Source organism: Enterobacter sp. 50793107 (assembly GCF_001463365.1).
In the GTDB taxonomy this organism is placed as follows: Bacteria; Pseudomonadota; Gammaproteobacteria; order Enterobacterales; family Enterobacteriaceae; genus Enterobacter; species Enterobacter cloacae.
Genome location: NZ_LNII01000083.1, coordinates 20,510 through 45,808 on the forward strand (window position 1 = coordinate 20,510; position 25,299 = coordinate 45,808).

Consider the following 25,299-nt stretch of genomic DNA (forward strand, 5'->3'; position numbering starts at 1 on the left):
CGGTTGCACCTCTCCAGAATGAGTAGGTAAACTTGAGGCGGTTGGGTGCTGAAAAGTTGATCCATACTATGCGTAAGGCCTGTGGTTTATGCTGCAATAGCAGGCTCACCTCCGTGGTTGTTCAGGAAAACCGTTGTGTCTAAACAAAACCGTGCTACCCACTCGTCACCGCTGCCAGCAGGCATTGTGGAGCTGTCGGTACATCGACCCCCTCACATTACCCACGCCACGCCCGATTTTCTGGCGGAAGAAGTTCCCGTCGCCCTGGTGTACAACGGCATCTCGCACGTTGTGATGATGGCGTCGCCAAAAGATCTTGAACTGTTCGCCATCGGGTTTTCGCTCTCGGAAGGCATCATTGCGCATCCGCAGGACATTTACGGCATGGATGTGGTTCAGGCCTGCAACGGTCTGGAAGTGCAGATCGAACTCTCCAGCCGTCGCTTTATGGGGCTGAAGGAGCGTCGTCGTGCGTTGGCCGGGCGAACAGGGTGCGGCGTCTGTGGCGTTGAGCAACTGAACGATATCGGCAAACCGGTCGCGCCGTTGCCCTTTACGCAGACCTTCAATCTGGCCAACCTCGACCACGCGCTTGCCCACCTCAACGACGTGCAGCCCATCGGCCAGTTGAGCGGCTGTACGCATGCGGCGGCATGGGTTCTGCCATCAGGCGACATCGCCGGGGGGCATGAAGACGTGGGACGTCATGTGGCACTGGATAAACTGATGGGGCGTCGGGCGCGGGAGAGCGATCTCTGGCAGCACGGCGCAGCGCTGGTTTCCAGCCGCGCCAGCTACGAGATGGTGCAAAAGTCTGCGATGTGCGGCGTCGAAATCCTGTTTGCGGTCTCGGCGGCGACGACGCTGGCGGTAGAGGTGGCAGAGCGTTGTAACCTGACGCTGGTCGGCTTCTGCAAACAGGGAAGGGCTACCGTTTACACGCATCCTCAGCGTTTAATTGTTGATCAGTAATTTTGAATGATATTAGCAAATCCTTCCGCTTTTAGTTGTCGGTCATGAGGTCTAGTATTTATCTCATCAAGGCACGGTGCCTTACCAAAACAACTTAACGAAAGGGTTTATATCATGAAAAGCATCAAAACTTTTGTCGCTGTAATCGCTCTGGCTGCTTCATTCGGTTCTTTCGCTGCACAGACTGTCACCGCTTCCGCCTCCACGCTGGATGGCGCAGAAGCGAAAATCGCCGCTCAGGCTCAGGAAGCGGGCGCGTCCTCTTACAAAATTACTCAGGCATTCTCTGGTAACCGCGTACATATGACCGCTGAACTGAATAAATAAGTTGTGTTGCCACTGTCCCTTGCTCTTCGGAGCGGGGACAGGTGTAAAAAAACTCATCCTGCTTCTCGCTTGCAAAGGCGATATTTCCTCTCCCTTCTCAATCGTTATTCCTGTTTAGCGCTTATCGTTAAATAACCCTCTTAAATAATTTGTCTGATAAGACTGTCGATAACATCATTCTCTTCAATGCTTTTAAGCCGCTGGCGCTATTTACATTCATATTCCAAATAATTGATCTTAATAGTTAAGGAATTCCTCAGGTCTAAATCCTAAAGATGGGTCAGACAATTGATAGCGGTTATTGATGCTGGTATTTTCCGGCAATTAATATTGCTTATCGATACCCTCGGCCAAATGTTGGCATTTGGCTTTCTTTTGTATTTCACCTTAATAAGGAAATTGAATGAACGCATTGATCAAAAAAGGAATGCTGGTTACAGCGTTAGCCATGTCGGTTAATACAGCTATGGCTGCACAAAGCATTGATATTAAAGTAACAGGTAAAATCCTTCCATCCTCATGCACTCCAGCCTTCCCAAGCGGTGGCGGTGTGGCTGACTTTGGTACCATGAAGGTTGCCTCACTCAACTCGACCAGCATGACCCCGCTGACGGAAATGAAAGAAATTCCTGTTGCCATTACCTGTGAAGAAGCCACGCGTGTTGCTGTGAAGTTTACCGATTCGCGTGATGACTCTTCACCCACTGAAAACGTCGTAATGGGTAATGGCTTTACCGGTTCGCCATCTACTGTGTTTGGTCTGGGAATGTATAACGATAAAAAAATTGGTGCCTATGCATTAGCGTTATTCCGTACTCAAGGTGCAAACACTAACAGTAATGGGGACCCGCTTTATCCATTGGCGAGTATAGATGGTGGAAAAGGCTGGGTTGTTAGAGGCGCCGACTATATGCAAATTTACAGTGACAATTCTGAAATTTATGCCTTTGCTTCAGATAAAACGAGTGGCGCGCCTTCTGCAGAAAGCAAGATCAACTTTAAGGTTGCTGTGAGCGCCACAATCAACCCAACCAACGATTTAAACGTCACGGATGAAGTGACGCTGGACGGTTTAACCAACGTTGAGCTGGTTTACCTCTGATTATCACAGTGCTGATAATTCACTGCTCCTCTGATTAGGGGAGCAGTTTCCATCAATATTAACGGACTAATATTATGATTCTCTCTAAAAAAACGTTGCTCTGCGTTTGCCTGCTTTCGTCGTTGCAGACATTTGCCGCCGGTATGGTGCCAGATACTTCCCTGCTGTTGATTAACGAAGACGAGCGGGGAGCGAGCATGGATGTGAAAAATAGCGACGATACCGCCCAGCTTCTTTATACCCGTGTTGTCGATTTACCGGACGATCCCACACCTGGTGTTATTGTCACTCAACCGGTGGTACGTGTAAATGCCGGTAAAACGCAGCGTGTCCGCTTTGTCTTAAAAGACAGCGCGGAAAAATTAAAAACAGAACACTTAAAGCGCGTCATTTTTTCCACTATTCCGCAACGAGAGCAGAATAAAGTGAAAATGGTGTTCAGCCAGAATCTCCCGGTCATTATTCACCCGGCGGGTCTCGACGTGAATATGGAACCGTGGAAAGATCTGCGCTGGCAGATTAAAAACGGCAACCTGACGGTGGTAAACGATACACCTTATGTGGTGCGTATGGAGCAAAACGCCACGTTATTACCGTCACGAGTTAAGGTCAAATTCGATAAAAGCTATATTCTTCCCGGCCAGACGATGATAGCGACGTCAGAAAACAAAATATCCGGGCAGAATAACAAAGTAGAAATGTACCCTGCTACCCGCTTTGGCTATAAAGCCAGTTCTTACGTTGCTGAATTAAAATAATAATACCCGACGGAGTGGCCATGAAAATTTCCCCCTGTAAAACAGGCGTGCTGGCATTTTGCCTGAGCGCGGTGGCATTCGGAATTCGTGCAGAAATTCTGCCAACGGCAGCGCCCAGTATGGAGCTGGCAAGAGCGTTTTTCGATACCCAGGCGTTAAAAGAGAATGGCCTCGATCCGGCTATTGCTGACTATTATGCCGTCGCCCCGCGATTTATGCCGGGTTACCATAATGTCACCGTGCTTATTAACGGCAAAAAGCGCGGCATTATGCCCGTGAAATTTAATGATGAAGGTCTTCCGTGTATTGATGGGGAATTTCTGGACGCCGCCGGGTTATATAAAAAGCTCAAGCGTGAAACGTGCCCTTCAATTCACCAGTACTGGAAAAACGCAACGGTCGTCACTTCTCCAGACGTAGACGAAATTTCACTGGTTGTTCCGCCGGAGGCCATTAACCCGGAAAGTGGCCGCCAGGTGGCTGACGTGCGTGGCGGACGCGCGGCTATGCTGAACTACTCCATGTTTGGCACCCATTACGACTTTGATGATGATAAGTCCGATCGCTTTCAGGCTTCGTTTGAATTTGGCTTTAACGCAGGCGACTGGATTGTGCGCAGTTCGCAGTTTATCAGCGACGGCAGCGGCATGTCGTTCGAGAGCGACTCGCTCTACACCTATGCACAGCGCACCTTTACCGACTACGGCGTGATGGTGCAGGGGGGGCAAATTAACATCGCCAACAGCCGCTTCAGTATCCCCGGCATCTATGGCGTACAGATGATGCCGGATAACGCTCTCCTGCCGGGCTACAGCAGCGGTATTGAGGTGAGTGGTATTGCCCGCAACGCCCAGGCGCGCGTGGACATTCGCCAGGGTGGACAGCTGATCTTCTCCACGCTGGTACCTGCCGGGCCGTTCACCTTAAGCGATGTGCCGGTTGCCAACCTGAACACGGATTTAAAGGTCACGGTGACGGAAACCGACGGCAGCGAAAGCCATTTTACGGTTTCCGCCAGCACCTTCCGTAGCAACCACGTGGGCCGCGCGCCGGGGTTTTCACTGGCCGTCGGGCGTGCAGAGGACATGGAGACAAACTTTACGCAGCCGTGGATTGTCGCCGCATCAAACGGCTGGTCCATTAACAACCGGATGAACTTTCTCGCCGGCATGGTGATGGCAGATAACCACTATTACGGTTTCTCCGCCAACATTGACACCGTGCCGATGCAGCATATGTATGCCTCGCTGGGTTTTCTCGGCTCCATTGATAACCTCTCGCAAACCGACGGTAACAAAACCACGCTGGATCTCGGCTACGCCTTACCGTGGGGGCTCGGCCTGTCCCTTGGCGGGAGCTACGGTACGCCGAAGTATCGTGAAATGCAGGAGTTATACAGCGATGACGATGACTACTCGACCACAAAATACGACACCAACGTTGGCGTGAGCTGGTCGAACCCGACGCTGGGCCGTTTCTCTCTGAGCTATTACAACAACCAGACATGGAACAGCGAATACGACAGCCGCCGCATCATTTCGTCATGGTCGCGGTCGTTCCGCTATTTTAACGTCAGCGTAAACTGGGAATCAGACATCAGCCACGGTGATAAGTACACCAGCGACAGCGATATGTTTTATGTGAACGTCTCTGTGCCGCTGGGCCGCACCGGCGTGTCCACCAACAGCTGGTACCGTGAAAACGAGGGCAAAGCCTCTTACGGGACCCGCGCCATGGGGTCATTTAACGATGAAAACACCTACACGGTGGGCGTCTCTCAGGATCACGATGACAGCGTAACCAACTGGGATGGTTCGCTGAACAGTAACCTGCACTACACCACGCTCGCGTTGGGGATTGGCGGTGACAATGAAAGTAACCGTAACTCCTCGATCGCACTGAGCGGCGGCATTGTCGCGCACGGTGATGGCGTTACCTTCTCACCTTATCCGGTAACAGATACCTATGCGGTAGTGGCGCTGGACAAGCCCGTTGCCGGGGTGGCGATAGGTACCCCGCGCGGTAACGTCTGGACGGACAAATGGGGCAGAGCGGTTGTGCCCGCCCTGACACCGTTCAGCGAAAGTACGGTTGAAATAGATACCCAAAGCCTGCCGGGCAATGTTGACGTCAGCAACGGTCATGCGTCGCTGAAGGCCTCCCACGGAGCATTTGCTCACTGGAAGTTCACCACGCTGAGCCAGCGCCGCGTGCTGCTGAACATTACGCGCGCGGACGGCACGCCGTTACCGAAAGGCGTTTCTGTCGTGAACGGGAAAGGGGAGTACATCACCTCTGCACCGGAAGACGGCATCATTTTCCTGAATGATATTTCCGCCAGCCAGACGCTGTATGCGAAGCAGGATGCTGGCCGTTGCACGCTGAGTTTCACTTTGCCGGAAGCGGACCCCACTCAATTCTACGAGGAGATAAACGGAAAATGTCTCTGATTATTCATCGCACGTGTTTACTGCTGCTGGCCTGCGTCGCCCTCAGCCATGCTCCCTTCGTCCTGGCAGAAGAAGAGTGTCAGGTGGTTTCGTCTGTAAAGAGTATCAATAATGGTCTGCTACGTCGGGAGGCGATGCGCGAGGTCAGCACGGATATTGCCGGAAAAACGTACCGGGGTTATGCCTCGTCAGAACGTGAGATCCAGGTGTCGGTGATCTGCCCGGACGCGCGCAAGATCCGCCTGCAGGTGGACGGCCCGGCCCGTGGAAATAAAGCGTATCGCTTTAGCGACAACGGTGTGCTGAAAATCACGGCGAAAGAGGCCCGCATGGATAATGGTGCCGTGCAGCTGGCGGCCGTGCCGCGCGGCGCGGCGCAGGTCACCGCGGGTGCAGCGGAGGTTACGCTGCCACCGGATACGTCGCTTGTGGCGGTGAACGGCAGCGAGGTGGCGGGCAAACAGCTGGTTGTTACGCTCTCGGTGGTCACTTATCTCAACGATAACGCGTTCAGGACCGGCAACACGGCGGAACTCGAAGAAATGCTGACGGTGAATTACGTTACCCTCGCGGCGCAGTAAACGCCGCCTTGCCCGACGGACGCGTGCTGTCGGGCTTTTTTATGCCATGCCCGCCAGACGCAGCAGCGCCGTAACGACCGCCGCCGCCACGATCACCACAATTAACGGCATTTTTCGCCAGGCCAGAAACACCGCAAACGCCACGCCCAGCACCCGCGCCATTCCGGCGAAATGTTCCCCTTCATAGAAGGTGGTCGCCAGCGCCACGGAAAACAGCAACACCGTTGCCGCATCCGACAGCAGTGCCTGAGATCGCTCGGACAGCGCCAGTCGGCTACCCAGTTTCGCCCCGCCAAGACGCATCAGATAGGTCCCTGCTGACAGAATGGCGATACCGAGGATAAAGAGGGTCATGTTTTCCATTATTTTTTCCTCGCGGCGAGACCGAGTAAAGAGAGCAGTACCGGTAAGCCCACCGGAGCGAACGGTACGGCGGCCAGCGACAGGGCGGCGCCGCTGCAAGCGCGGATGAACGTGGTGCGGTTTTTAAACGCCGGAACCACTAAGGCCAGCAAAATGGCCGGAAATACCGCGTCCAGCCCGATGGTTTCCGGGGCCGGCAACAGTTTTCCGACCATGGCACCCAGCAGGGTACCCAGCGGCCAGAGAATGGCAACGCCCAGGCCGCACAGCCAGTAGGCCGTTTTGCGCTGCTCCGGGGTTTTTTGCGACAGCCCAAACACCACGCTTTCGTCGTTCATGATGTGGCAGCCCAAAAAACTTAAACCGCGTTTACCCACCAGCTCGCGCACCGTAACGCCAAACGGCACATGGCGGGCGTTCACCAGCAGCCCGGCCGCGGCCGCCGCCAGTGGGTTACCCCCGCTCGCCACGATACCGATAAACATAAACTCCGAGGCCCCCGCCAGCACGGTAATAGACAGTACAAACGGTACCCACAGCGGGAAACCGTAGGCCATCGCCAGCGAGCCGTATGACATCCCCACCACGCCAACGGCGAGGCAAACGAGGATAATTGCTTTGATGGTGTCGCCTTTCAGGCAAGAGAGAGAACGTTTCATACAATTTTAGCCATATCGAACGTGTATCCATTATAATGAACGGATCAGATTCGGTTTACAAGATGAACGAATCGTTCGATTTATAGAACAAGAGGCCGTTTATGACGCAGCCAATCAGCGTGATCGCCAAAAGTCTGGTGCGAGAACGCCTGCGAACCGGACTTTCACTGGCGGAAATTGCCCGCCGTGCCGGTATCGCCAAATCCACACTTTCGCAGCTGGAGTCCGGCAATGGCAATCCCAGCCTTGAGACGCTGTGGTCGCTATGTGTGGCGCTGGATATTCCCTTTGCACGGTTGCTGGAGCCGCAGCAGCCGACCACGCAGGTGATCCGCCGCGGTGAAGGCACAAAAGTGGTCGCCGGGCAGGCCAATTACGAAGCCATTCTGCTGGCGGCATGCCCCCCGGGCGCACGGCGCGATGTCTACCTGCTCATCACCCAGCCAGGTGCCGATCGTATTTCCCAGCCCCATTCACCGGGGTCGGTTGAACATATTATTGTGACCCAGGGCCGGGCACTGGTCGGTCTGCTTGATGCCGCGGAGGTGCTGGAGGCAGGGGATTACATTTGCTATCCCGCCGACGAACCGCATATCTTCAAGGCCCTGGAGCCAGACACCTACGCGCTACTGGTGGCGGAACAAAATTAACCAGGAAACGGAAACGCATGTCGCTTAAAGCTATCGCCAAAGAACTGGGGCTTTCGGTTACCACCGTCAGTCGTGCCCTCAACGGATATGACGACGTCTCCAGCGAGACGCGCGCCCGCGTGGAAGCGGAAGCCCAGCGACGCGGCTATCGGCCCAATACCTTTGCCCGTCGTCTGAAGATGGGCAAGATCGACGCGGTGGGGCTGGTTTTTCCGGTACATCCTGTTCCGCTCAATAACAGCGTATTTATGGACATGGTCGGCGAAATTAGCCACGAACTGGCGCGACATGAAATCGATCTCCTGCTGATTGCCGATGACGATCTGGCCGATAAACACAGCTATATGCGCATGGTGCAAAGCCGTCGCGTGGATGCGCTGATTGTGGCGCACACGCTGGATCACGATCCGCGCCTTGAGCAGCTTCAGGCTGCCGGATTCCCCTTTCTGGCTCTCGGACGCAGTCAGCTGCCGCAGCCCTACGCGTGGTTTGATTTTGACAACTACGCCGGTACGTATCAGGCCACCCGCTGGCTGATCGAAAAAGGCCATCAGCGCATTGCTTTGCTCGGCGAAAGTAACAACCAGGCGTTCATCACCCAGCGTCGCCAGGGGTATCTGGATGCGCTGCGTGAAGCCGGGCTGTCCAGCGAGTGGCTGCGCGCCATGCCGCCTTCCCGCCGGGTCGGCTACGCCACAACAAAAGAGCTGCTCTCTCTGCCGCAACCCCCCACGGCCATCATCACCGACTGCAACACCCACGGCGACGGCGCGGCAATGGCGCTGGCACAGCTTGGCCGTCTAACCGGCGAGAATGCCGTATCGCTGGTGGTCTACGACGGTTTGCCCCAGGACAGCATCGTCGATATCGACGTGGCGGCGGTGATCCAGTCTACCCGTCAGGGCGTCGGGAAGCAGATTGCCGATATGGTGCGCCAGCTGATTAACGGCGACGACATCGACACTCTTCAGGTGCTCTGGCAGCCGGAATTCTCCCCAGGCCAGACGGCGTAAACAACGCAAAATTCCAAACCCGATCACAGATCCGAAACGTTTTGGTTTGTATCCGAAACGTTTCGGATCAACACTCAGGACATCCCGATGACTGGAGATGTCTGATGCAAGATTCCGTTTTTCGACTCGTAAGCAACACGGTGGACGTGGTGATAAAAACGCACCCGTTTGCCGAAATTCTCTACTGGGGGCCGCACCTTCAGCACTTTTCGCCGCAGGATGCCGCTACGCTCGAACGCCCGGTGGCTAACGGCAGGCTCGACGTGGATTCCCCGGTTACGCTGATGGCTGAACCTGGACACGGCCTGTTTGGTTCACCCGGCATTGAGGGGCACCGGCAGGGGCTGGATGGTTCCCCGGTTTTCAGCACCACCGACGTGCAGCAGCAGGGACAAACCCTGACGATAACGGCAGAAGATGAACACGCGGGCCTGCGCCTGACCAGCGTGCTGGCGCTGGACGCCAGCGGCGTGCTGGTCGTGCGGCACGGCGTAACCAACCTGAAATCGCAGGCGTGGCAGGTGGACCGTTTTGCCGTCACGCTGCCCGTGGCGGAGCGCGCCCGGGAGGTGATGGCGTTTCATGGCCGCTGGATCCGTGAATTCCAGCCGCACCGCGTCATGCTGGAGCATGACAGCTTTTTGATTGAGAACCGCCGGGGTAGAACGTCTCACGAACACTTCCCGGCGCTCATTTCAGGCACGCCGTCGTTCAGCGAAATGCACGGCGACGTCTGGGGTGTGCATCTGGGCTGGAGCGGCAACCATCGCCTTCGCGCTCAAGCCAAAACCGATGGCCGTCGCTATCTGCAAGCGGAAGCGCTCTACCTGCCAGGAGAGATGGCGCTGGAAGAGGGACAAACGCTCTGGACGCCACGCCTTTATGCGAGCTACTCCGCGCACGGGCTGAACGGCATGAGCCAGCAGTTTCACCGCTACCTGCGCGACAACATCATCCGTTTCCCGGAAAACAAACCGCGTCCGGTCCATCTCAACACCTGGGAGGGGATCTACTTCAACCATGATCCGAACTACATCATGCGTATGGCTGACGAGGCGGCCGCGCTGGGTGTGGAACGCTTTATCATCGACGACGGCTGGTTTAAAGGGCGCAACGACGACCATGCTGCGCTGGGCGACTGGTATCTGGATGAAAAAAAATACCCGAACGGCCTGCGGCCAGTGATCGACCATGTCAAAAACCTCGGCATGGAGTTCGGCATCTGGATTGAACCGGAGATGATCAACCCGGATTCCGATCTCTACCGCGAGCATCCTGACTGGGTTCTGGCGCTGCCGGGATACGCGCAGGCGACCGGACGACACCAGCTGGTGCTCAACCTGAACATTCCGCAAGCGTTTGATTACCTGGTGGAGCGCATGAGCTGGCTGCTGGGTGAGCATGCGGTTGATTATGTGAAATGGGATATGAACCGCGAGCTGGTGCAGCCTGGCCATAACGGCAGAGCGGCCGCCGACGCGCAGACCCGCCAGTTTTATCGACTTTTAGATGTGTTGGGCGAGCGTTTCCCGCATATTGAATTTGAATCCTGCTCCTCCGGTGGCGGACGAATCGATTACGAGGTGCTGACTCGCAGCCATCGCTTCTGGGCGTCCGACAACAACGACGCGCTGGAGCGCAACGCTATTCAGCGCGGCATGAGCTACTTCTTCCCGCCGGAGGTGATGGGCGCGCATATCGGTCATCATAAATGCCACGCGACGTTCCGCCAGCACAGCATTGCCTTCCGCGGCCTGACGGCGCTGTTTGGCCATATGGGGCTGGAGCTGGATCCGCTCACCGTCGATGAGAAAGAGCGCGAAGGTTATCGCCATTACGCTGCGCTGCATAAGCAGTGGCGCGAGGTGATCCACCATGGCACCCAGTGGCGCGTAGATATGCCGGACGTCACCACGCTGGCACAGGGGATCGTGAGCGAAGACAAGTCGCAGGGACTGTTTATCGTCAGCCAGCTCGCGATGCCGGATTATACCCTGATGATGCCGCTGCGCATGCCGGGGCTGGAGGCCAGCGCGCAGTACCGTATCTCGCTGCTCGATCACCCGAATATTCAGATTACGGGAGAGGGCGGGCACACCATGCGCAAGCTGCCGGCATGGATGGAGACACCGCAAACGGTGAACGGTGAGTGGCTGATGCAGGCGGGTATTGCGCTGCCGATTCTCGATCCGGAAACCGCCATTCTGATTGGTGTGGAACGCGTGTAAGGGTGACGGGCCGGGAAACTGGCCCTCCGTTGAGGATAAAAATAATGAACACAACAACCTGTACCCACAAAGACAACCCTAACTTCTGGATCTTCGGGCTGTTCTTCTTTCTCTACTTCTTCATCATGGCCACCTGCTTTCCGTTCCTGCCTATCTGGCTGTCGGACATCATCGGCCTGAACAAAACCCATACCGGCATTGTTTTCTCCTGCATTTCGCTGTCGGCTATCGCCTTCCAGCCGGTGCTGGGGGTGATTTCGGACAAGCTGGGGCTGAAAAAGCATCTGCTGTGGATTATCTCTGTACTGCTCTTTCTGTTCGCGCCCTTCTTCCTGTACGTCTTCGCGCCGCTGCTGAAAACCAACATCTGGCTGGGTGCGCTGAGCGGTGGGCTGTATATCGGCTTTGTTTTCTCGGCCGGGTCCGGGGCGATTGAGGCCTATATCGAACGCGTGAGCCGCAAAAGCGCTTTTGAATACGGTAAGGCGCGCATGTTCGGCTGCCTCGGCTGGGGGCTGTGCGCCTCAACGGGGGGCATCCTGTTTGGTATCGATCCGTCGTACGTTTTCTGGATGGGTTCGGCGGCGGCGCTGTTGCTGATGCTGCTGCTGGTGGTCGCAAAGCCGAAGCCCAATCAGACAGCACAGGTGATGAATGCCCTGGGGGCCAACCAGCCGCAGATCACCGCGAAAACGGTCTTTAACCTGTTCCGCCAGCGCAGAATGTGGATGTTTATTCTGTACGTGATTGGCGTGGCCTGCGTCTATGACGTTTTTGATCAGCAGTTCGCCACCTTCTTCAAAACCTTCTTCGCCACGCCGCAGGAGGGCACTCGCGCCTTTGGTTTCGCGACGACGGCGGGGGAGATCTGTAACGCCATCATCATGTTCTGCTCGCCGTGGATCATTAACCGTATTGGGGCGAAAAATACGCTGCTGATCGCCGGGTTGATTATGGCGACGCGCATCATCGGCTCGTCGTTTGCCACCACCGCCGTGGAGGTCATCGCCCTGAAAATGCTGCACGCGCTGGAAGTCCCGTTCCTGCTGGTGGGAGCCTTCAAGTACATCACCGGCGTGTTTGATACGCGACTCTCGGCCACTATCTATCTGATTGGCTTCCAGTTTGCCAAACAGTCAGCGGCCATTTTCCTCTCCGCCTTTGCCGGAAATATGTATGACCGGATCGGCTTCCAGGAGACGTATCTGATGCTGGGCTGCTTCGTGCTGGCAATTACGGTGGTGTCGGCGTTTACGCTGAGCAGCAGGCAGGAGATAGCCGCTGCCGCGGGCGCGGCAGCGTTAACCAGTCAGTCCAGATAAAACACCTCTTCCAGCCCGGTACTCACCGGGCTGTTGTCCGGGTTCGACGGCATTACATCACGCATGTGTTTCCACCAGCGCTGGCAGACGTCGGTATTCGCGACCGCGTTCCAGCGCTCCTCCGATTCAATCTCTACGGTGGCAAACAGCAGGTTACGTTCCCGGTCGAGATAAATGGCGTAGTGGTGCGCGCCGTGGTCCTTCAGCACCGCTTCCAGCTCGGGCCAGATGGGGTTGTGGCGACGCGCGTACTCCTCGTGCGCGTCCGGGTTTACCTGCATCACAAAGGCTTTGCGGATCATAATGCCTCCAGATACAGCTCGCGCACCTCGTCGCGACTGGCGGTGCGCGGGTTGCATGGCGCGCACGGGTCGGCGAGGGCTTTATCCAGCCAGCCTTCGATATCGGCTTTGGTGACACCAAGCTGGCTGAAGCCGGACGGAATGCCGACGCGGGCGCTCAGGTCGCGAATCGCCTGAATCGCTGACAGACTGGCCGCCTCGTCGCTCATGCCGCGCGTGTCGACGCCCATCGCCTGCGCCACGCGAGCAAACCGTGCTACGGCGTTCGGGCGGTTAAAGTTTTCGATGATCGGCAGCAGGATGGCGTTACACACGCCGTGCGGCAGATTGTGCGTCGCGCCCGGCTGGTGCGCCAGGGCATGCACGAGGCCGAGGCCAGCACTGTTAAACGCCATGCCCGCCAGATACTGACCAAACGCCATCTGCTCGCGTGCTTCCAGGTTATGACCGTCGTCGACCGCTTTGGGCAGCCAGAAGTTTATCAGGCGAATCGCCTCCAGCGCGTTGGCATCGGTCAGCGGGTGCGCGCCAACGGACACATAGGCTTCAATGGCGTGCGTTAACGCATCCATTCCCGTTGCGGCAGTGACGGACGCAGGAATATCCAGCATCACGCTGGCATCATCCACGGCAATATCCGGAATGATGTTCGGGTCGATGATCACCTCTTTCACCTGACGCGCGGAGTCAATAATTACCGCGTTGCTGGTCATCTCCGCCGCCGTGCCTGCGGTGGTGTTGATCGCCACCAGCGGCACACCCGGGTTTTTCACCTTGCCGACGCCGGAATAATCGGTGGACGGACCCGGATTGGCGGTGAGGATTTTAATCGCTTTGGCGGTATCAATCGGGCTGCCGCCGCCGAAGGCGATAAGATAATCACATTCCGCGTCCCGGTATGCTGCATAGCCTTTTTGCACCAGCGCCTCCGTCGGGTTGGGAAAGACTCCGTCAAACAGCTGATATGACATCTGGTGCGCATCCAGCGCGGTAAACAGACTGTCCAGCAGGCCCAGCTTCACCAGCTGGCCGTCGGTGACAATCAGCGCTTTGCCCCACCGTTTGTTCGCCACCAGCTTGACCATGTCGCCAATAGCGCCCGCGCCGTGCAGGCTGATTTTTGGAAGTGCCAACATAAAGCTCATGATAATTCTCCTTAACTATCGCCCGGACTGTCCGGTCAGCGAGGGTTTATGCATATATTTCCAGCGCTGAACGGAGCGGGGTTACGCCGAAGCGCTTGCCGAGCGCAATAAGTTCTTCGCGGGTAATGGTTTGCTTCATACCGCCCATGGAATAAACCTTTACCAGCACTTCAGCGGATTTCTCGGCGGTGTCGATCAGGCCGAAGGTTTCATCAAGCGTAGGGCCGCTGCCGAAGACGCCGTGGAACGGCCACAGCACCAGCGAATGTTTTTGCATATCTCTGGCGGTCGCCTGGCCGATTTCGTCGGTGCCCGGTACCATCCACGGCAGAATGCCGACCCCGTCCGGGAAGACCACCAGACACTCGGTGCTGCCTTCCCACAGCTTGCGGGTGATGAAATCCGGGTTGTTTTCCAGCACATAGGTCAGGGCGATCAGGTTGGTGGCGTGGCAGTGCATGATCACGCGGTCTTTGCCGTCAGTCGCCCTGATGCGCTCGCAGTGGGAGAGGAAGTGTGCCGGCAGTTCAGACGTGGGTACCGCCTCATCGGTCAGGCCCCACAGGATGTGGTAGCCCGCGCCGTCGCTGTCCACTTTCACCACGCCAAGGTTGGCCTCTGGATCGAGCTGGACGTTACGGAAGAACTTGCCGGAACCGGTGACGATAAACGGCGTATTGGCGAGCAGCGGCATGGGCTGGCTCAGGGCAATATAGCGCGGCTTCTGGTGGAAATCGGCGGTGTAGGGTTCGATATCTGCGTCGTCCAGGCGCAGCGTCAGGTTGCCGCCGTTACGCTCGTCCCAGCCCTTCAGCCAGGCATCAGAGGTGGCTTTGATCATGCCCTGGACGAACCAGGAGGTGGTGATGGTCTGCATAGTTTTCTTTTCCAGTTATCGCGGTGAGGTGAAATCCCTCACCCCAGCCCTCTCCCACAGGGAGAGGGGGTAAAAGTTCCCTCTCCCTGTGGGAGAGGGTTAGGGCGAGGGCAAAATTACCCGCGCTGACTTAACACGTCTTTCTCATACGCCCGCACGTTTTCCAGCCACTGGCTGCCTGCTGGTGTGTCGTTACGCTGGCAGTACATCTCCCACACGGCCTGCCACGGCAGGGATTTCTGCTCTTCCAGTAGCGCCAGGCGCGCGGTGTAGTCACCGTTTGCTTCCAGCTGTTTCAGCGCTGCGGTTGGCTCCAGCAGCGCGCGCAGCAGGGCTTTTTTCATATTGCGGGTGCCGATCACCCATGCCGCGATGCGGTTGATAGAGGCATCGAAGAAGTCGAGGCCAATGTGCACGCGGTCAAACAGGTCATGACGGATGATTTCGCTGGCAATCGCCTGGGTTTCGTCATCCAGCAGCACCACGTGGTCGCTGTCCCAGCGCACCGGACGGCTGACGTGCAGCAGCAGGCGCGGCACGAAGAGCATGGCGGCGGAGATTTTGTCGGAGATCACTTCTGTGGGGTGGAAGTGACCGGCGTCCAGGCACAACGCGGTCTGGCGGCTGGTGGCGTAACCCATGTAGAACTCGTTCGAGCCGACGGTATAGCTCTCCGCGCCAATGCCGAACAGCTTGCTCTCCACCGCGTCGATGTGGTGCGCCGGGTTGAGTTTTTCGCTGATGGCCTCATCCAGCGCGGCCAGCAGGCGCTGACGCGGGGCGAGACGGTCGACGGTGATGTCTTTCATACCGTCCGGGATCCAGATGTTCATCACCGACGGCGTGCCAAGCTGCTCGCCAAACCAGGCCGAGACGCGGCGGCAGGCTTTAACATGGTCGATCCAGAACTGACGGATGTCGTCGTTGGCATGTGCAAGGGTAAACCCGTCTGCGCTCAGCGGGTGCGAGAAGCAGGACGGGTTAAAGTCCAGACCCAGTTTGTTGGCTTTGGCCCATTCCACCCAGTTTTTAAAGTGCTCCGGTTTGATCTCGTTACGCGCCACCGGCTCGTCGGACTCCAGATAGATCGCGTGCAGGTTCAGGCGTTTTGGCCCCGGGATCAGGCTCAGCGCCAGTTCCAGATCCGCACGCAGTTCGGTGGCGTTGCGCGCTTTGCCCGGGTAGTTACCCGTCGCCTGAATGCCACCCGTCAGAGAACCGCCCGGGTTCTCGAAGCCGGCGACGTCATCGCCCTGCCAGCAGTGCATGGAGACAGGCAGACGGTCGAGCTGGCGCAGCGCCGCGTCGACATCCACGCCGACGGCGGCGAAACGCTGTTTAGCCAGGTCCCAGGCTTGTTCAAGTTGAGTGATCATGCGCAAAGCTCCTTAGTCAGTCGTTTTTGCTGAAACTGCGCCCGGTAGCGGGCAATTTCATGGCAGGGATTAGGGGTGAAGGTGGTCAGGCGGGTATTCGCGGTGACCACCGAACGGAATTCGTCGACGTCTGAAAGTTCGTCCAGAGTCATCAGTTGAATACCGATGTTGCCGAGCGTTGAGGCCTCCACCGGACCCGCCACCACGGTGATGCCGCAGGCATCGGCGCAGAGCTGGTTCAGCAGCTGGTTCTGGCAGCCGCCGCCCACGATATGCAGCTGGCTGAACGGTTTGCCGCGAAGGCTCGCCAGCTCGCTCAGAACATCCGCGTAGAGCAGGGCCAGGCTGTCAAAAATGCAGCGCGCCAGCTCGGCAGGACGGGAAGGCACCGGCTGACCGGCTTCGAAACAGGCGGCCTGGATTTCGGCGCTCATATGCACCGGGTTAATAAAGCGGTCGTCGTTCGGGTTGATCAGGAACGTACAGGCCTTCAGCTTTTCGGTCTCTGCGATAAGCGCAGGCAGGTCGGCAATGTGTTGCTCTTTCAGCATCCTCTGGAGCAGCCAGAGCCCCATGATGTTCTTCAGCACGCGGTAGCGGCCTTCGGCACCGCCTTCGTTAGTGATGTTTGCTGCCATCGCGGCGTCGCTGGTGTACGGCGTTTTGCTCTCAAAGCCCATCAGCGACCAGGTGCCGGAAGAGAGATAGGCCGCGTCTTTACCGGCCAACGGAGATGCAATCACCGCGCTGGCGGTGTCGTGACTGGCGACGGCGACCACCGGGATTTCATTCCCCTGCGGGCAAATCCAGTAACCGATTACGTTACCCGGATGGGTCGGCGTGCCGAACCAGGAAGGCGAAGCGCCGGTCCAGGCCAGCAGGGTTTCATCCCAGCTGTCGGTGTTGATATTGACCAGCTGCGTGGTGGTGGCGTTGGTGTATTCCCAGTTCATGTTGCCGGTCAGCCGGTAGCTTAAGTAGTCCGGGATCAGCAGCGCGTGCGCCACCTTTTTGACCAGCTCCGGCTGCTGCTCAACCAGCGCGCGCAGCTGATACAGCGTGTTAAAGGGCAGAAACTGAATGCCGCTGCGGCCATAGATGTTGTCCTTGCCAAGCTGCGCGATGGCCTGTGCCATCAGCCCGTCGGTGCGGCTGTCGCGATACGAGACGGGCAGGCCGACGCGGTCGCCGTGGCTGTCGAGCAGAACGTAGTCCACCCCCCAGGTATCAATGCCAATGCTGTCGATGCGAATGCCGTCGTTGCAGACGTTGTTCAGCCCGGTGCGGATCTCCGCTTCCAGGGCATCAATATCCCAGGTATCAAAACCGTCCAGTTTTTGCAGGCAGTTGGCGAAACGGTGCATTTCGCGAAGCGTAAGTGTGCGCTTGCCGCAGTCCCAGGTGGCGAGCATTACGCGGCCGCTGGATGCGCCTAAATCGACAGCCACACAATGGCGAAAAGTCATGGTCAGGTCCCTTCTTAAGTCATTGGTGCTGAGTGTAAAAAAGGGAAGAAAAGACCACCTTCTCGTCACTGACAGCCGGAATCTCGCGCTGGCAAGAAAGCAAAGATGAACGTGAGGGAGTTCACAATTTCCAGTCAGGGCGGGGTTTACGGTCAATGTGACGCTGACCGCATTTCCCGATTTTTCCGTCTGTTTCTTGAAAAATGGACAGCTTTTGCGACGTTTGCTGTCAAAAATTTAAGGTGAGTGCGGAAGGCCTTAATTACTATTTTGAGAACTTTTCTCATTGGTGGGGGCCGTTATGACCGTACTGCACAGCGTCGATTTTTTCCCGTCGGGAACGTCTCCGGTCGCGATTGAGCCACGGCTCCCGCAGGCTGCGTTTCCTGAACATCATCATGATTTTCATGAAATTGTGATTGTCGAGCATGGGACAGGCATTCACGTCTTTAACGGCCAGCCGTACACCATCAGCGGCGGTATGGTGTGCTTCGTGCGCGATCACGACAGGCATTTGTATGAACACACCGACAACCTGTGTCTGACCAACGTGCTCTATCGTTCGCCGGACGCGTTCCAGTTTCTGTCGGGGTTGAATAAGCTCCTGCCTCAGGAGCAGGATGGGCACTACCCGTCTCACTGGCGGGTGAATCAGTCCACGTTGCAGCAGGTGCGCCAGCTGGTGAATCAACTGGAGCAGAGCGAGGACGGGCAGGAGACCCATGCCATTGCCACCCGCGAGCTGCTGTTTATGCAGCTGCTGGTGCTGCTGCGTCGCAGCTCTCTGGTGGAAGGGCTGGCAAATAACGACGCGCGGCTGAACCAACTGATGGCCTGGCTGGAGGACCATTTCGCCGAGGATGTGTGCTGGGAAACGCTGGCGGATGAGTTTTCGCTGTCGTTACGCACGCTTCATCGTCAGCTCAAGCAACACACCGGGCTGACGCCCCAGCGCTACCTCAATCGCCTGCGCCTGATTAAGGCGCGTCATCTTTTACGTCATACCGATGAAAGCGTCACGGATATCGCCTATCGCTGCGGTTTCGGCGACAGTAATCACTTTTCAACCCTTTTTCGCCGCGAGTTTAGCTGGTCGCCGCGCGATATCCGTCAGGGGAAGGATGCTTCACTCCAGTAACGCGAAGGCAATCACCGTTTTATTGCCGCAAAAAGGCTAATAATGTCCGGTTATTCACCGTAGAGGTTGTGGTGTGGCCGCTCAGTTAATTCTTCGCAAAGATGATTTTTTTGCCTCCGCGAGTCAGGCCGTCGCGGTGGCCGACCGCTACCCGCAAAATGTCTTTGCCGAGCATACCCATGAATTTTGCGAGTTGGTGCTGGTGTGGCGCGGCAACGGCTTACACATCCTCAATGACAGGCCCTACCGCATTACGCGTGGCGATCTGTTTTATATCCGCGCCGAAGACAAACACGCCTACGCCTCGGTTAACGATCTGGTGTTGCAGAACGTGATCTACTGCCCGGACAGGCTCAAACTGAACGTCGACTGGGCGGCCCATATCCCCGGTTTTCTCAATGCCAGAGGCGAACCCCACTGGCGCTTGAGCAGCAGCGGCATGGCACAGGTGCGCCAGACGATCTCCCAGCTGGAGCAGGAGAGCCAGAAGCACGATCCGGTGGCAAACCCGATGGCGGAACTGCTGTTCGCCCAGCTGGTCATGACTCTCAAACGCCATCGTTACGCTACCGATAACCCCTCCGCGACCGTTCAGGAAGCGCTGCTGGACAAGCTGATCGCCCGGCTTGCGGGCAGCCTGAACAAAAGTTTCGTGCTGGAAAAGTTCTGCGAGCAGGAGCAGTGCAGCGAGCGCGCGCTGCGCCAGCAGTTCCGCACCCAGACGGGGATGACGGTGAATCACTACCTGCGCCAGCTGCGCATCTGCCACGCCCAGTATCTGTTGCAGCATACGGAGCTGATGGTCAGTGAGGTGGCGATGCGCTGCGGGTTTGAGGACAGTAATTACTTTTCGGTGGTGTTTAACCGCGAGGTGGGGATGACGCCGGTTCAGTGGCGTCATCGCAGTCGAAAGGCAGCGTAATCAGTTCGCCATGCCGAGGCCGACAATGTTAGCGGCAATGATGATCACCACGCAGCCCAGGCTCAGGACGCCCACCGGACGACGCCCGGCGTTATTCCACTCCTTCAGTACCAGCCCAACCAGTCCGCCACACAGTACGTAGAAGCTCATGTGCAGCATCCAGCTTATGTAGTCGTACTGCGGTGGAATGCTGGCGTGACCCCAGGCGTAGAAAAAGAACTGCAGATACCACATGAGACCGCCCAGCATCGACAACAGCACATTGGTGATGATTAAGGATTTTGCCAGTGAGAAATCGGCTTTTACCGACAGATCCTTCACTTTTGCCAGACGAATGAAGCAGAAGCCGAGGTTTACCAGCGCGCCGCCGCCCATGATCACCACGTAGCTTGGTAGCGCCACGTACAGCGGGTCGACGCCCAGCGCGGCGGCCGCTTCGTGCATAGGTTTTGCGGCGTTCATGGCGAACGACATGCCCGCCGAGAAGATGCCGCACATCACTGCCAGCAGCAGCCCTTTCTTCAGGTTAAAGTCCTCGGCTTTGATGCCCATCTTGCGCTCTTTCAGCTGACCCGCACGGGTGACGATACCCACGCCGATCACCGCGACAAGCACGCCCAGCAGCGTCATCTGCCCGCCTTTGGTGTTGAGCAACACATCGACATTGCCGTTAAGAATGGGCGTCATCAGCGTGCCGACGATCAGGGTAATGCCAATTGCGATGCCGATACCCATCGACATCCCGAGGTAGCGCATGGTCAGGCCATAGTTGATGTTGCCGATGCCCCACATCGCACCGAACAGAAACACCGGCAGCAGGGTGGAGGCACTGAAGGAGGTGAAGTAGCCCCAGAAATCCGGGAGCAGCATGGCGCTAATGGTCCACGGCAAAATCAGCCAGGAGACGGTACCGCCAACCGACCACATGGTTTCCCACGACCACCCTTTCACCTTTTTGAACGGGGCATAGAAACAGGCTGCACTGGCTGCGCCTATCAAATGCCAGAAGATACCCATCGTAATCGCATGATTCATTTTTACGTCCTCATCGTTTTTATAGCCGGTGGCTTCCCCCCGACTTGATGAGTGTAAAAATTAGGCGGTTCAGGAACCTTCAGAAGGTTGCCGCACTTTGGTTCTGGATGGCAATCAGCACGTTAACCGGGTGAGCAGACTCACAATTTTGTCATTTGGCAAAACCCAAATAACCTTATAAAAACTACGGCATTGATAATCATTTTCAATATCATTTAATTAACTATAATGAACCAACTGCTTACGCGGCATTAACAGCTGTGCCGCCCGACACTAATGGAGAGGATTATGAGTTATACACTGCCATCCCTGCCGTATGCCTATGACGCACTGGAACCGCATTTCGACAAGCAGACGATGGAAATCCATCACACTAAACACCACCAGACCTATGTGAACAACGCGAATGCTGCGCTGGAAAGCCTGCCAGAGTTCGCTAACCTGCCTGTTGAAGAGCTGATCACCAAACTGGACCAGCTGCCAGCGGACAAGAAAACCGTACTGCGTAACAACGCGGGCGGCCACGCTAACCACAGCCTGTTCTGGAAAGGCCTCAAAACCGGTACCACCCTGCAGGGCGACCTGAAAGCGGCTATCGAGCGCGACTTCGGTTCTGTTGATAACTTCAAAGCGGAATTCGAAAAAGCGGCTGCAACCCGTTTCGGCTCCGGCTGGGCGTGGCTGGTTCTGAAAGGTGACAAACTGGCGGTCGTTTCTACCGCAAACCAGGACTCCCCGCTGATGGGTGAAGCGATCTCTGGCGCATCTGGTTTCCCAATTCTGGGTCTGGACGTGTGGGAACACGCTTACTACCTGAAGTTCCAGAACCGTCGCCCGGACTACATCAAAGCCTTCTGGGATGTGGTGAACTGGGACGAAGCTGCAGCGCGTTTCGCCGCGAAAAAATAAGGTTGCATTGATGCCTGTGAGAAGCGAGTCTGTTGACTCGCTTTTTTTGTATCTGAAGGAGTAGAGATGCATTACCCGGTGAATGTGTTTACAGGCAAGGTAAGGGAATACGACGGCAGCCGCCCGAGCGCCATCGCCAAAGTGCAGGTCGACGGAGAGCTGACGTTAACCGAGCTCGGGCTTGCGGGCGACGAGCAGGCCGAGAAGAAAATTCACGGCGGGCCCGAACGCGCGCTGTGCCACTATCCGCGCGAGCATTATCAATACTGGATAACCGAATTCCCTGAACAGGCGGACCTGTTCGTCGCCCCCGCGTTCGGTGAGAATCTCTCCACCGAAGGGCTGACGGAGAAGAACGTCTTCATCGGTGATATTTTCCGCTGGGGTGATGCCCTGATTCAGGTAACGCAACCGCGCTCGCCATGCTTCAAGCTTAACTTCCATTTCGGCATTAACGACATGTCCGCACGGCTGCAGAGCGCGGGTAAAACCGGCTGGTTGTACCGGGTGGTGCTGGCGGGGCAGGTGTCTGCGGATGCGCCGCTGGAGCTGGTGTCGCGCCTGAGCGATGTGTCGGTGTATGACGCTTGTGCCATTGCCTGGCATATGCCGTTTGATGACGAGCAGTATCATCGGCTGCTGTCGGCGGCAGGGTTATCCACCAGCTGGACAAGAACGATGCAGAAACGCCGCACTAGTCGGCAGATTGAGGATAATTCGCGGAGATTGTGGGGGAAATAGTGCCCCTCACCCCGGCCCTCTCCCCAAAGGGGCGAGGGTAAAAAAACCGCACCGAGCAGTCCCCTCTCCCCTTTGGGGAGAGGGTTAGGGTGAGGGGATTACGCGCGCTTATACAACGGTAGCCACAGCGTTAACCGCAGCCCACCCAACGGACTGTCGTCGGCTTTCACCCAGCCGCGATGCTGCTGCATAGCGGTTTCAACAATCGCCAGACCCAGCCCGGTACCGCCAGATTCACGGTCCCGCGCCTCGTCGGTGCGGTAGAACGGACGGAAAATCTGCTCGCGATCTTCCGGGCTTACGCCTGGACCATCGTCATCCACAATGATGGTGATACCGTCTTTATCCACCGAGAAGGCCACCTCAATCTTCGTATGCGAGTAACGCAGGGCGTTACGCACGATATTCTCCAGCGCGCTCTCCAGCGTGTTGGGGTTACCGTACAGCGGCCATGGCCCCGGCGGGAAGTTGACGGTGAACGATTTACCCATCTGTTCCGCTTCGAACGCCGCGTTGTCTAACACTTCATGCCACAGCTGATTGGCTTTCACCGTTTCGCTCACCAGCGCGTTTTTTTGCTGATTGCGCGACATCACCAGCAGATCGTTGATCATGCTGTCCAGACGCTGGGCTTCGGTTTCGATACGTTCCAGCTCTTTGCTCTCACCGCTGCGGCGACGCAGCAGCGCGGTGCCCAGCTGGAGTCGCGTGAGTGGCGTACGCAGTTCGTGCGAGATATCCGACAGCAGCCGCTGCTGCGTGGTCATCATGCGCTCAAGAGCGGTGATCATCTGGTTGAAACTGGCCCCGGCGGCAAGAAACTCCTGCGGTCCGGCTTCCAGCTCAGGGTGCTGTCGCAGGTTACCCTGCGCCACTTCGTCGGCGGCGTTTTTCAGCTTACGCGCCGGTTTCGCCAGACTCCACGCCAGCCAAAGCAACAGCGGTGAACTGACCAGCATCGTCACAATCAGCAGCAGAAGCGGACGGTCAAACAGCAGGTTGATAAAATCGGACTGGGAATTGCTCGCCGGGCGAATCAAATAAAGCTGGTAGTTATCTTCCCCATCCCTGACTGAGAAAGGGCCCACCATCTCAACCCGACCATATTTTTTCTTCTGCGGATGATCGGCGTTATCCGCCTGGCCAATAAAGTTGCGGATGATCTGCATTTCATTGCGATCCGCGCCAATCACGCGGCCTTCGCTGGTCACCAGCAGCAGGCGTTGTCCGGGAGGTGCCCATTTGTCGATAGCGCGAAACAGCCTGCGCCACCACATCAAATCGTTTGGCGGATCGTTTGCCAGCTCGGCTTCTACGTGCTGCTCGATCATCACGCCCTGACGTTGCTCGCTGTCGAGAAGCTCCGTCATCTGGCGTGAGTCGAGTTTTGGCAACATCAAAACCAGCATTAAAACCAGTGCCAGCGTCAGCCAGAAGATGGCGAAGATGCGGGCGGTTAAGCTTCCTATCATGAAGCGGAAACCATCAGATAGCCGCGACCACGCAGGGTTTTAAACCACGGATGACCGTCTTTACGCTCCGGCAGTTTGCGGCGCAGGTTCGAGATATGCATATCGATGGCGCGGTCAAACGGCGTGAGGCGTTTACCCAGCACTTCCTGGCTTAAGTGTTCACGCGATACCACCTGGCCGAGGTGCTGCGCCAGCAGATACAGCAGCGTGAACTCGGTACCGGTCAGCTCCAGCGTTTCACCGTCAAAGCTCGCTTCCTGACGACCCGGATTGAGGCTCAGGGAGTCCACTTCCAGCGTCGGTGAACTGTTGTCAGTATTCTGCTGCTGTTCGCTCCAGTGGGAACGACGCAGGATAGCGCGAATACGGGCGACCAGTTCGCGGTCGTTGAACGGCTTCGGTAGATAGTCATCCGCACCCAGCTCAAGGCCGAGTACACGGTCTAGTTCGCTGCCGCGTGCGGTCAGCATGATAACGGGGGTCTGGTGTGTCTGGCGAAGCTCTTTCAGCGTATCAATGCCGTTTTTCTTCGGCATCATGACGTCGAGCAAAAGTAGATCGATGCTGTCGTCAAGGAGACTCAGCGCCTGCTCGCCATCATGGGCGACCAGAACGTTGAAACCTTCCATGTCGAGCAACTCCTTTAAAAGAGATGTGAGCTCTCGGTCATCATCAACTAACAGGATTTTATTCATTGTTTAAATACCTCCGAGGCAGAAATTACGACATCAAGGCTATCTAATCCATGACTTTACGTTGTTTTACACCCCCTGACGCATGTTTGCAGCCTGAATCGTAGACTGTCTCTCGTTGAATCGCGACATGAAAGATTTTGGGAGCAAGTGATGCGCAAAGTTACCGCTGCCGTCATGGCCTCAACGCTGGCGTTCAGTGCGTTTAGCCAGGCCGCTGTAGCTATCATCGGCGATAACGCGTCCTCACAAGAGGGCATCGCGCAGCACAGCAGCCAAAGCCATATGTTTGACGGCATAAGTTTAACCGAACATCAGCGTCAACAGATGCGAGATCTGATGCAGAGGGCACGACACGATCAGCCCCCTGTTAATGTTAGCGAAATGGAGACAATGCATCGCCTTGTCACCGCAGAAAATTTTGACGAAAACGCTGTACGTGCTCAGGCAGAAAAAATGGCACAGGAGCAGGTTGCCCGCCAGGTAGAGATGGCGAAGGTTCGCAACCAGATGTTCCACCTGTTGTCGCCCGAGCAGCAAGCGGTTTTGAACCAGAAACATCAGCAACGTATGGACCAATTGCGTAAGGTTGCACGGATGCAGCGAAGCTCAGAAACGACGCTTTTCAGTAGCAATAGCAGTACCCGTAGTAACCAGTAAACCCTGTTTTCCTTGCCATAGACACCATCCCTGTCTTCCCCCACATGATGTGGGGGTTTTTTTTGCCCTTCATTCTGATGTGTTAACCGTTTATTCATCCTTTGACTCCGTAACCTTCCGTTATACTAGCGGCATGGCA

Annotated in this window: 25 protein-coding genes; 15 read left to right on the forward strand and 10 right to left on the reverse strand. The window is 56.6% G+C overall.

Features of this window, described 5'->3' with window-relative positions:
* The first annotated feature begins 135 nt into the window (after positions 1–135).
* The 6 genes from fdhD (at position 136) to APU11_RS12710 (ending at position 6,190) form a co-directional block, all read left to right on the forward strand.
* Positions 136–972: a formate dehydrogenase accessory sulfurtransferase FdhD gene (gene fdhD, locus APU11_RS12685; RefSeq protein WP_058651841.1), complete on the forward strand. Its 837-nt coding sequence runs from the start codon at positions 136–138 to the stop codon at positions 970–972.
* A 114-nt stretch (positions 973–1,086) separates the two neighbouring features.
* Positions 1,087–1,299, forward strand: coding sequence for a DUF1471 domain-containing protein (locus tag APU11_RS12690; protein ID WP_013099352.1), 213 nt, complete (start codon positions 1,087–1,089; stop codon positions 1,297–1,299).
* A gap of 403 nt (positions 1,300–1,702) precedes the next feature.
* The gene (locus tag APU11_RS12695; protein ID WP_047351647.1) at positions 1,703–2,401 is read left to right on the forward strand and encodes a DUF1120 domain-containing protein; all 699 of its coding nucleotides are present in this window, start codon (positions 1,703–1,705) and stop codon (positions 2,399–2,401) included.
* Between the two features lie 74 nt (positions 2,402–2,475).
* A complete protein-coding gene (locus tag APU11_RS12700; protein WP_058651843.1) occupies positions 2,476–3,159 on the forward strand; it encodes a fimbria/pilus chaperone family protein in 684 nt (227 codons plus the stop codon).
* Positions 3,160–3,179: 20 nt separating this feature from the next.
* Complete coding sequence (locus tag APU11_RS12705; protein ID WP_058651844.1) at positions 3,180–5,609, forward strand: fimbrial biogenesis outer membrane usher protein; 2,430 nt, start codon at positions 3,180–3,182, stop codon at positions 5,607–5,609.
* Positions 5,600–6,190 (forward strand): hypothetical protein, encoded by a 591-nt coding sequence (locus tag APU11_RS12710; RefSeq protein ID WP_045901596.1) that lies wholly within the window; start codon positions 5,600–5,602, stop codon positions 6,188–6,190. The genes APU11_RS12705 and APU11_RS12710 overlap by 10 nt, the downstream gene beginning before the upstream one ends.
* Positions 6,191–6,229: 39 nt before the next feature.
* Here APU11_RS12710 and APU11_RS12715 read toward each other — a convergent pair whose 3' ends face one another.
* Positions 6,230–6,553: an AzlD domain-containing protein gene (locus APU11_RS12715; RefSeq protein WP_020686891.1), complete on the reverse strand. Its 324-nt coding sequence runs from the start codon at positions 6,551–6,553 to the stop codon at positions 6,230–6,232.
* Positions 6,553–7,212 (reverse strand): AzlC family ABC transporter permease, encoded by a 660-nt coding sequence (locus tag APU11_RS12720; protein WP_038985297.1) that lies wholly within the window; start codon positions 7,210–7,212, stop codon positions 6,553–6,555. The genes APU11_RS12715 and APU11_RS12720 overlap by 1 nt, the downstream gene beginning before the upstream one ends.
* Before the next feature lie 101 nt (positions 7,213–7,313).
* On the opposite strand from APU11_RS12720, the gene APU11_RS12725 reads away from it, so the two are divergent.
* From APU11_RS12725 to APU11_RS12740, 4 genes are all read left to right on the forward strand, one after another.
* Positions 7,314–7,862 carry an XRE family transcriptional regulator gene (locus APU11_RS12725; protein ID WP_013099345.1) on the forward strand — a complete coding sequence of 183 codons (549 nt, stop codon included), beginning with the start codon at positions 7,314–7,316 and terminating at the stop codon, positions 7,860–7,862.
* Complete coding sequence (locus APU11_RS12730; RefSeq protein ID WP_255250413.1) at positions 7,781–8,875, forward strand: LacI family DNA-binding transcriptional regulator; 1,095 nt, start codon at positions 7,781–7,783, stop codon at positions 8,873–8,875. The genes APU11_RS12725 and APU11_RS12730 overlap by 82 nt, the downstream gene beginning before the upstream one ends.
* Before the next feature lie 104 nt (positions 8,876–8,979).
* Positions 8,980–11,103, forward strand: coding sequence for an alpha-galactosidase (locus APU11_RS12735; protein ID WP_058651846.1), 2,124 nt, complete (start codon positions 8,980–8,982; stop codon positions 11,101–11,103).
* A 44-nt stretch (positions 11,104–11,147) separates the two neighbouring features.
* Positions 11,148–12,425: an MFS transporter gene (locus APU11_RS12740; RefSeq protein WP_058651847.1), complete on the forward strand. Its 1,278-nt coding sequence runs from the start codon at positions 11,148–11,150 to the stop codon at positions 12,423–12,425.
* On the opposite strand, the gene rhaM is transcribed toward APU11_RS12740, so the two are convergent.
* The 5 genes from rhaM to rhaB form a co-directional block, all read right to left on the reverse strand.
* Positions 12,413–12,727, reverse strand: coding sequence for an L-rhamnose mutarotase (gene rhaM / locus APU11_RS12745; RefSeq protein ID WP_013099341.1), 315 nt, complete (start codon positions 12,725–12,727; stop codon positions 12,413–12,415). The two genes, APU11_RS12740 and rhaM, sit on opposite strands and share 13 nt — an antisense overlap.
* Positions 12,724–13,872, reverse strand: coding sequence for a lactaldehyde reductase (gene fucO / locus APU11_RS12750; RefSeq protein ID WP_058651850.1), 1,149 nt, complete (start codon positions 13,870–13,872; stop codon positions 12,724–12,726). Before fucO ends, rhaM begins: the two co-directional genes overlap by 4 nt.
* 46 nt (positions 13,873–13,918) lie before the next feature.
* Positions 13,919–14,749, reverse strand: a complete 831-nt coding sequence (rhaD, locus tag APU11_RS12755; protein WP_048972174.1) for a rhamnulose-1-phosphate aldolase — start codon at positions 14,747–14,749, stop codon at positions 13,919–13,921.
* Between the two features lie 116 nt (positions 14,750–14,865).
* Positions 14,866–16,125: an L-rhamnose isomerase gene (gene rhaA, locus APU11_RS12760; RefSeq protein ID WP_058651852.1), complete on the reverse strand. Its 1,260-nt coding sequence runs from the start codon at positions 16,123–16,125 to the stop codon at positions 14,866–14,868.
* Complete coding sequence (gene rhaB / locus APU11_RS12765; protein WP_058651854.1) at positions 16,122–17,591, reverse strand: rhamnulokinase; 1,470 nt, start codon at positions 17,589–17,591, stop codon at positions 16,122–16,124. Before rhaB ends, rhaA begins: the two co-directional genes overlap by 4 nt.
* 301 nt (positions 17,592–17,892) lie before the next feature.
* Between rhaB and rhaS the strand changes: the two genes are divergently transcribed.
* A complete protein-coding gene (gene rhaS, locus APU11_RS12775) occupies positions 17,893–18,729 on the forward strand; it encodes an HTH-type transcriptional activator RhaS (protein WP_023621836.1) in 837 nt (278 codons plus the stop codon).
* Positions 18,730–18,802: 73 nt separating this feature from the next.
* Positions 18,803–19,651 (forward strand): HTH-type transcriptional activator RhaR, encoded by an 849-nt coding sequence (gene rhaR, locus APU11_RS12780; protein ID WP_013099334.1) that lies wholly within the window; start codon positions 18,803–18,805, stop codon positions 19,649–19,651.
* Here rhaR and rhaT read toward each other — a convergent pair whose 3' ends face one another.
* A complete protein-coding gene (gene rhaT / locus APU11_RS12785; RefSeq protein WP_013099333.1) occupies positions 19,652–20,686 on the reverse strand; it encodes an L-rhamnose/proton symporter RhaT in 1,035 nt (344 codons plus the stop codon).
* A 288-nt stretch (positions 20,687–20,974) separates the two neighbouring features.
* On the opposite strand from rhaT, the gene sodA reads away from it, so the two are divergent.
* Positions 20,975–21,595 carry a superoxide dismutase [Mn] gene (gene sodA / locus APU11_RS12790; protein ID WP_003861999.1) on the forward strand — a complete coding sequence of 207 codons (621 nt, stop codon included), beginning with the start codon at positions 20,975–20,977 and terminating at the stop codon, positions 21,593–21,595.
* 66 nt (positions 21,596–21,661) lie between these two features.
* Positions 21,662–22,336, forward strand: coding sequence for a 6-hydroxyaminopurine reductase (yiiM, locus tag APU11_RS12795; RefSeq protein WP_013099332.1), 675 nt, complete (start codon positions 21,662–21,664; stop codon positions 22,334–22,336).
* Between the two features lie 98 nt (positions 22,337–22,434).
* Here the strand turns inward: yiiM and cpxA are convergent, their stop codons facing one another.
* Both cpxA and cpxR read right to left on the reverse strand, forming a co-directional pair.
* Entirely contained in the window at positions 22,435–23,808 is a 1,374-nt protein-coding gene (gene cpxA, locus APU11_RS12800; protein ID WP_013099331.1) for an envelope stress sensor histidine kinase CpxA, read from the reverse strand.
* On the reverse strand, positions 23,805–24,503 hold the full coding sequence (cpxR, locus tag APU11_RS12805) for an envelope stress response regulator transcription factor CpxR (RefSeq protein WP_003862004.1): 699 nt from the start codon (positions 24,501–24,503) through the stop codon (positions 23,805–23,807). Before cpxR ends, cpxA begins: the two co-directional genes overlap by 4 nt.
* A 150-nt stretch (positions 24,504–24,653) precedes the next feature.
* Here cpxR and cpxP point away from each other — a divergent pair, with 150 nt between their 5' ends.
* A complete protein-coding gene (gene cpxP / locus APU11_RS12810) occupies positions 24,654–25,160 on the forward strand; it encodes a cell-envelope stress modulator CpxP (RefSeq protein WP_013099329.1) in 507 nt (168 codons plus the stop codon).
* Positions 25,161–25,299 lie beyond the last annotated feature (139 nt).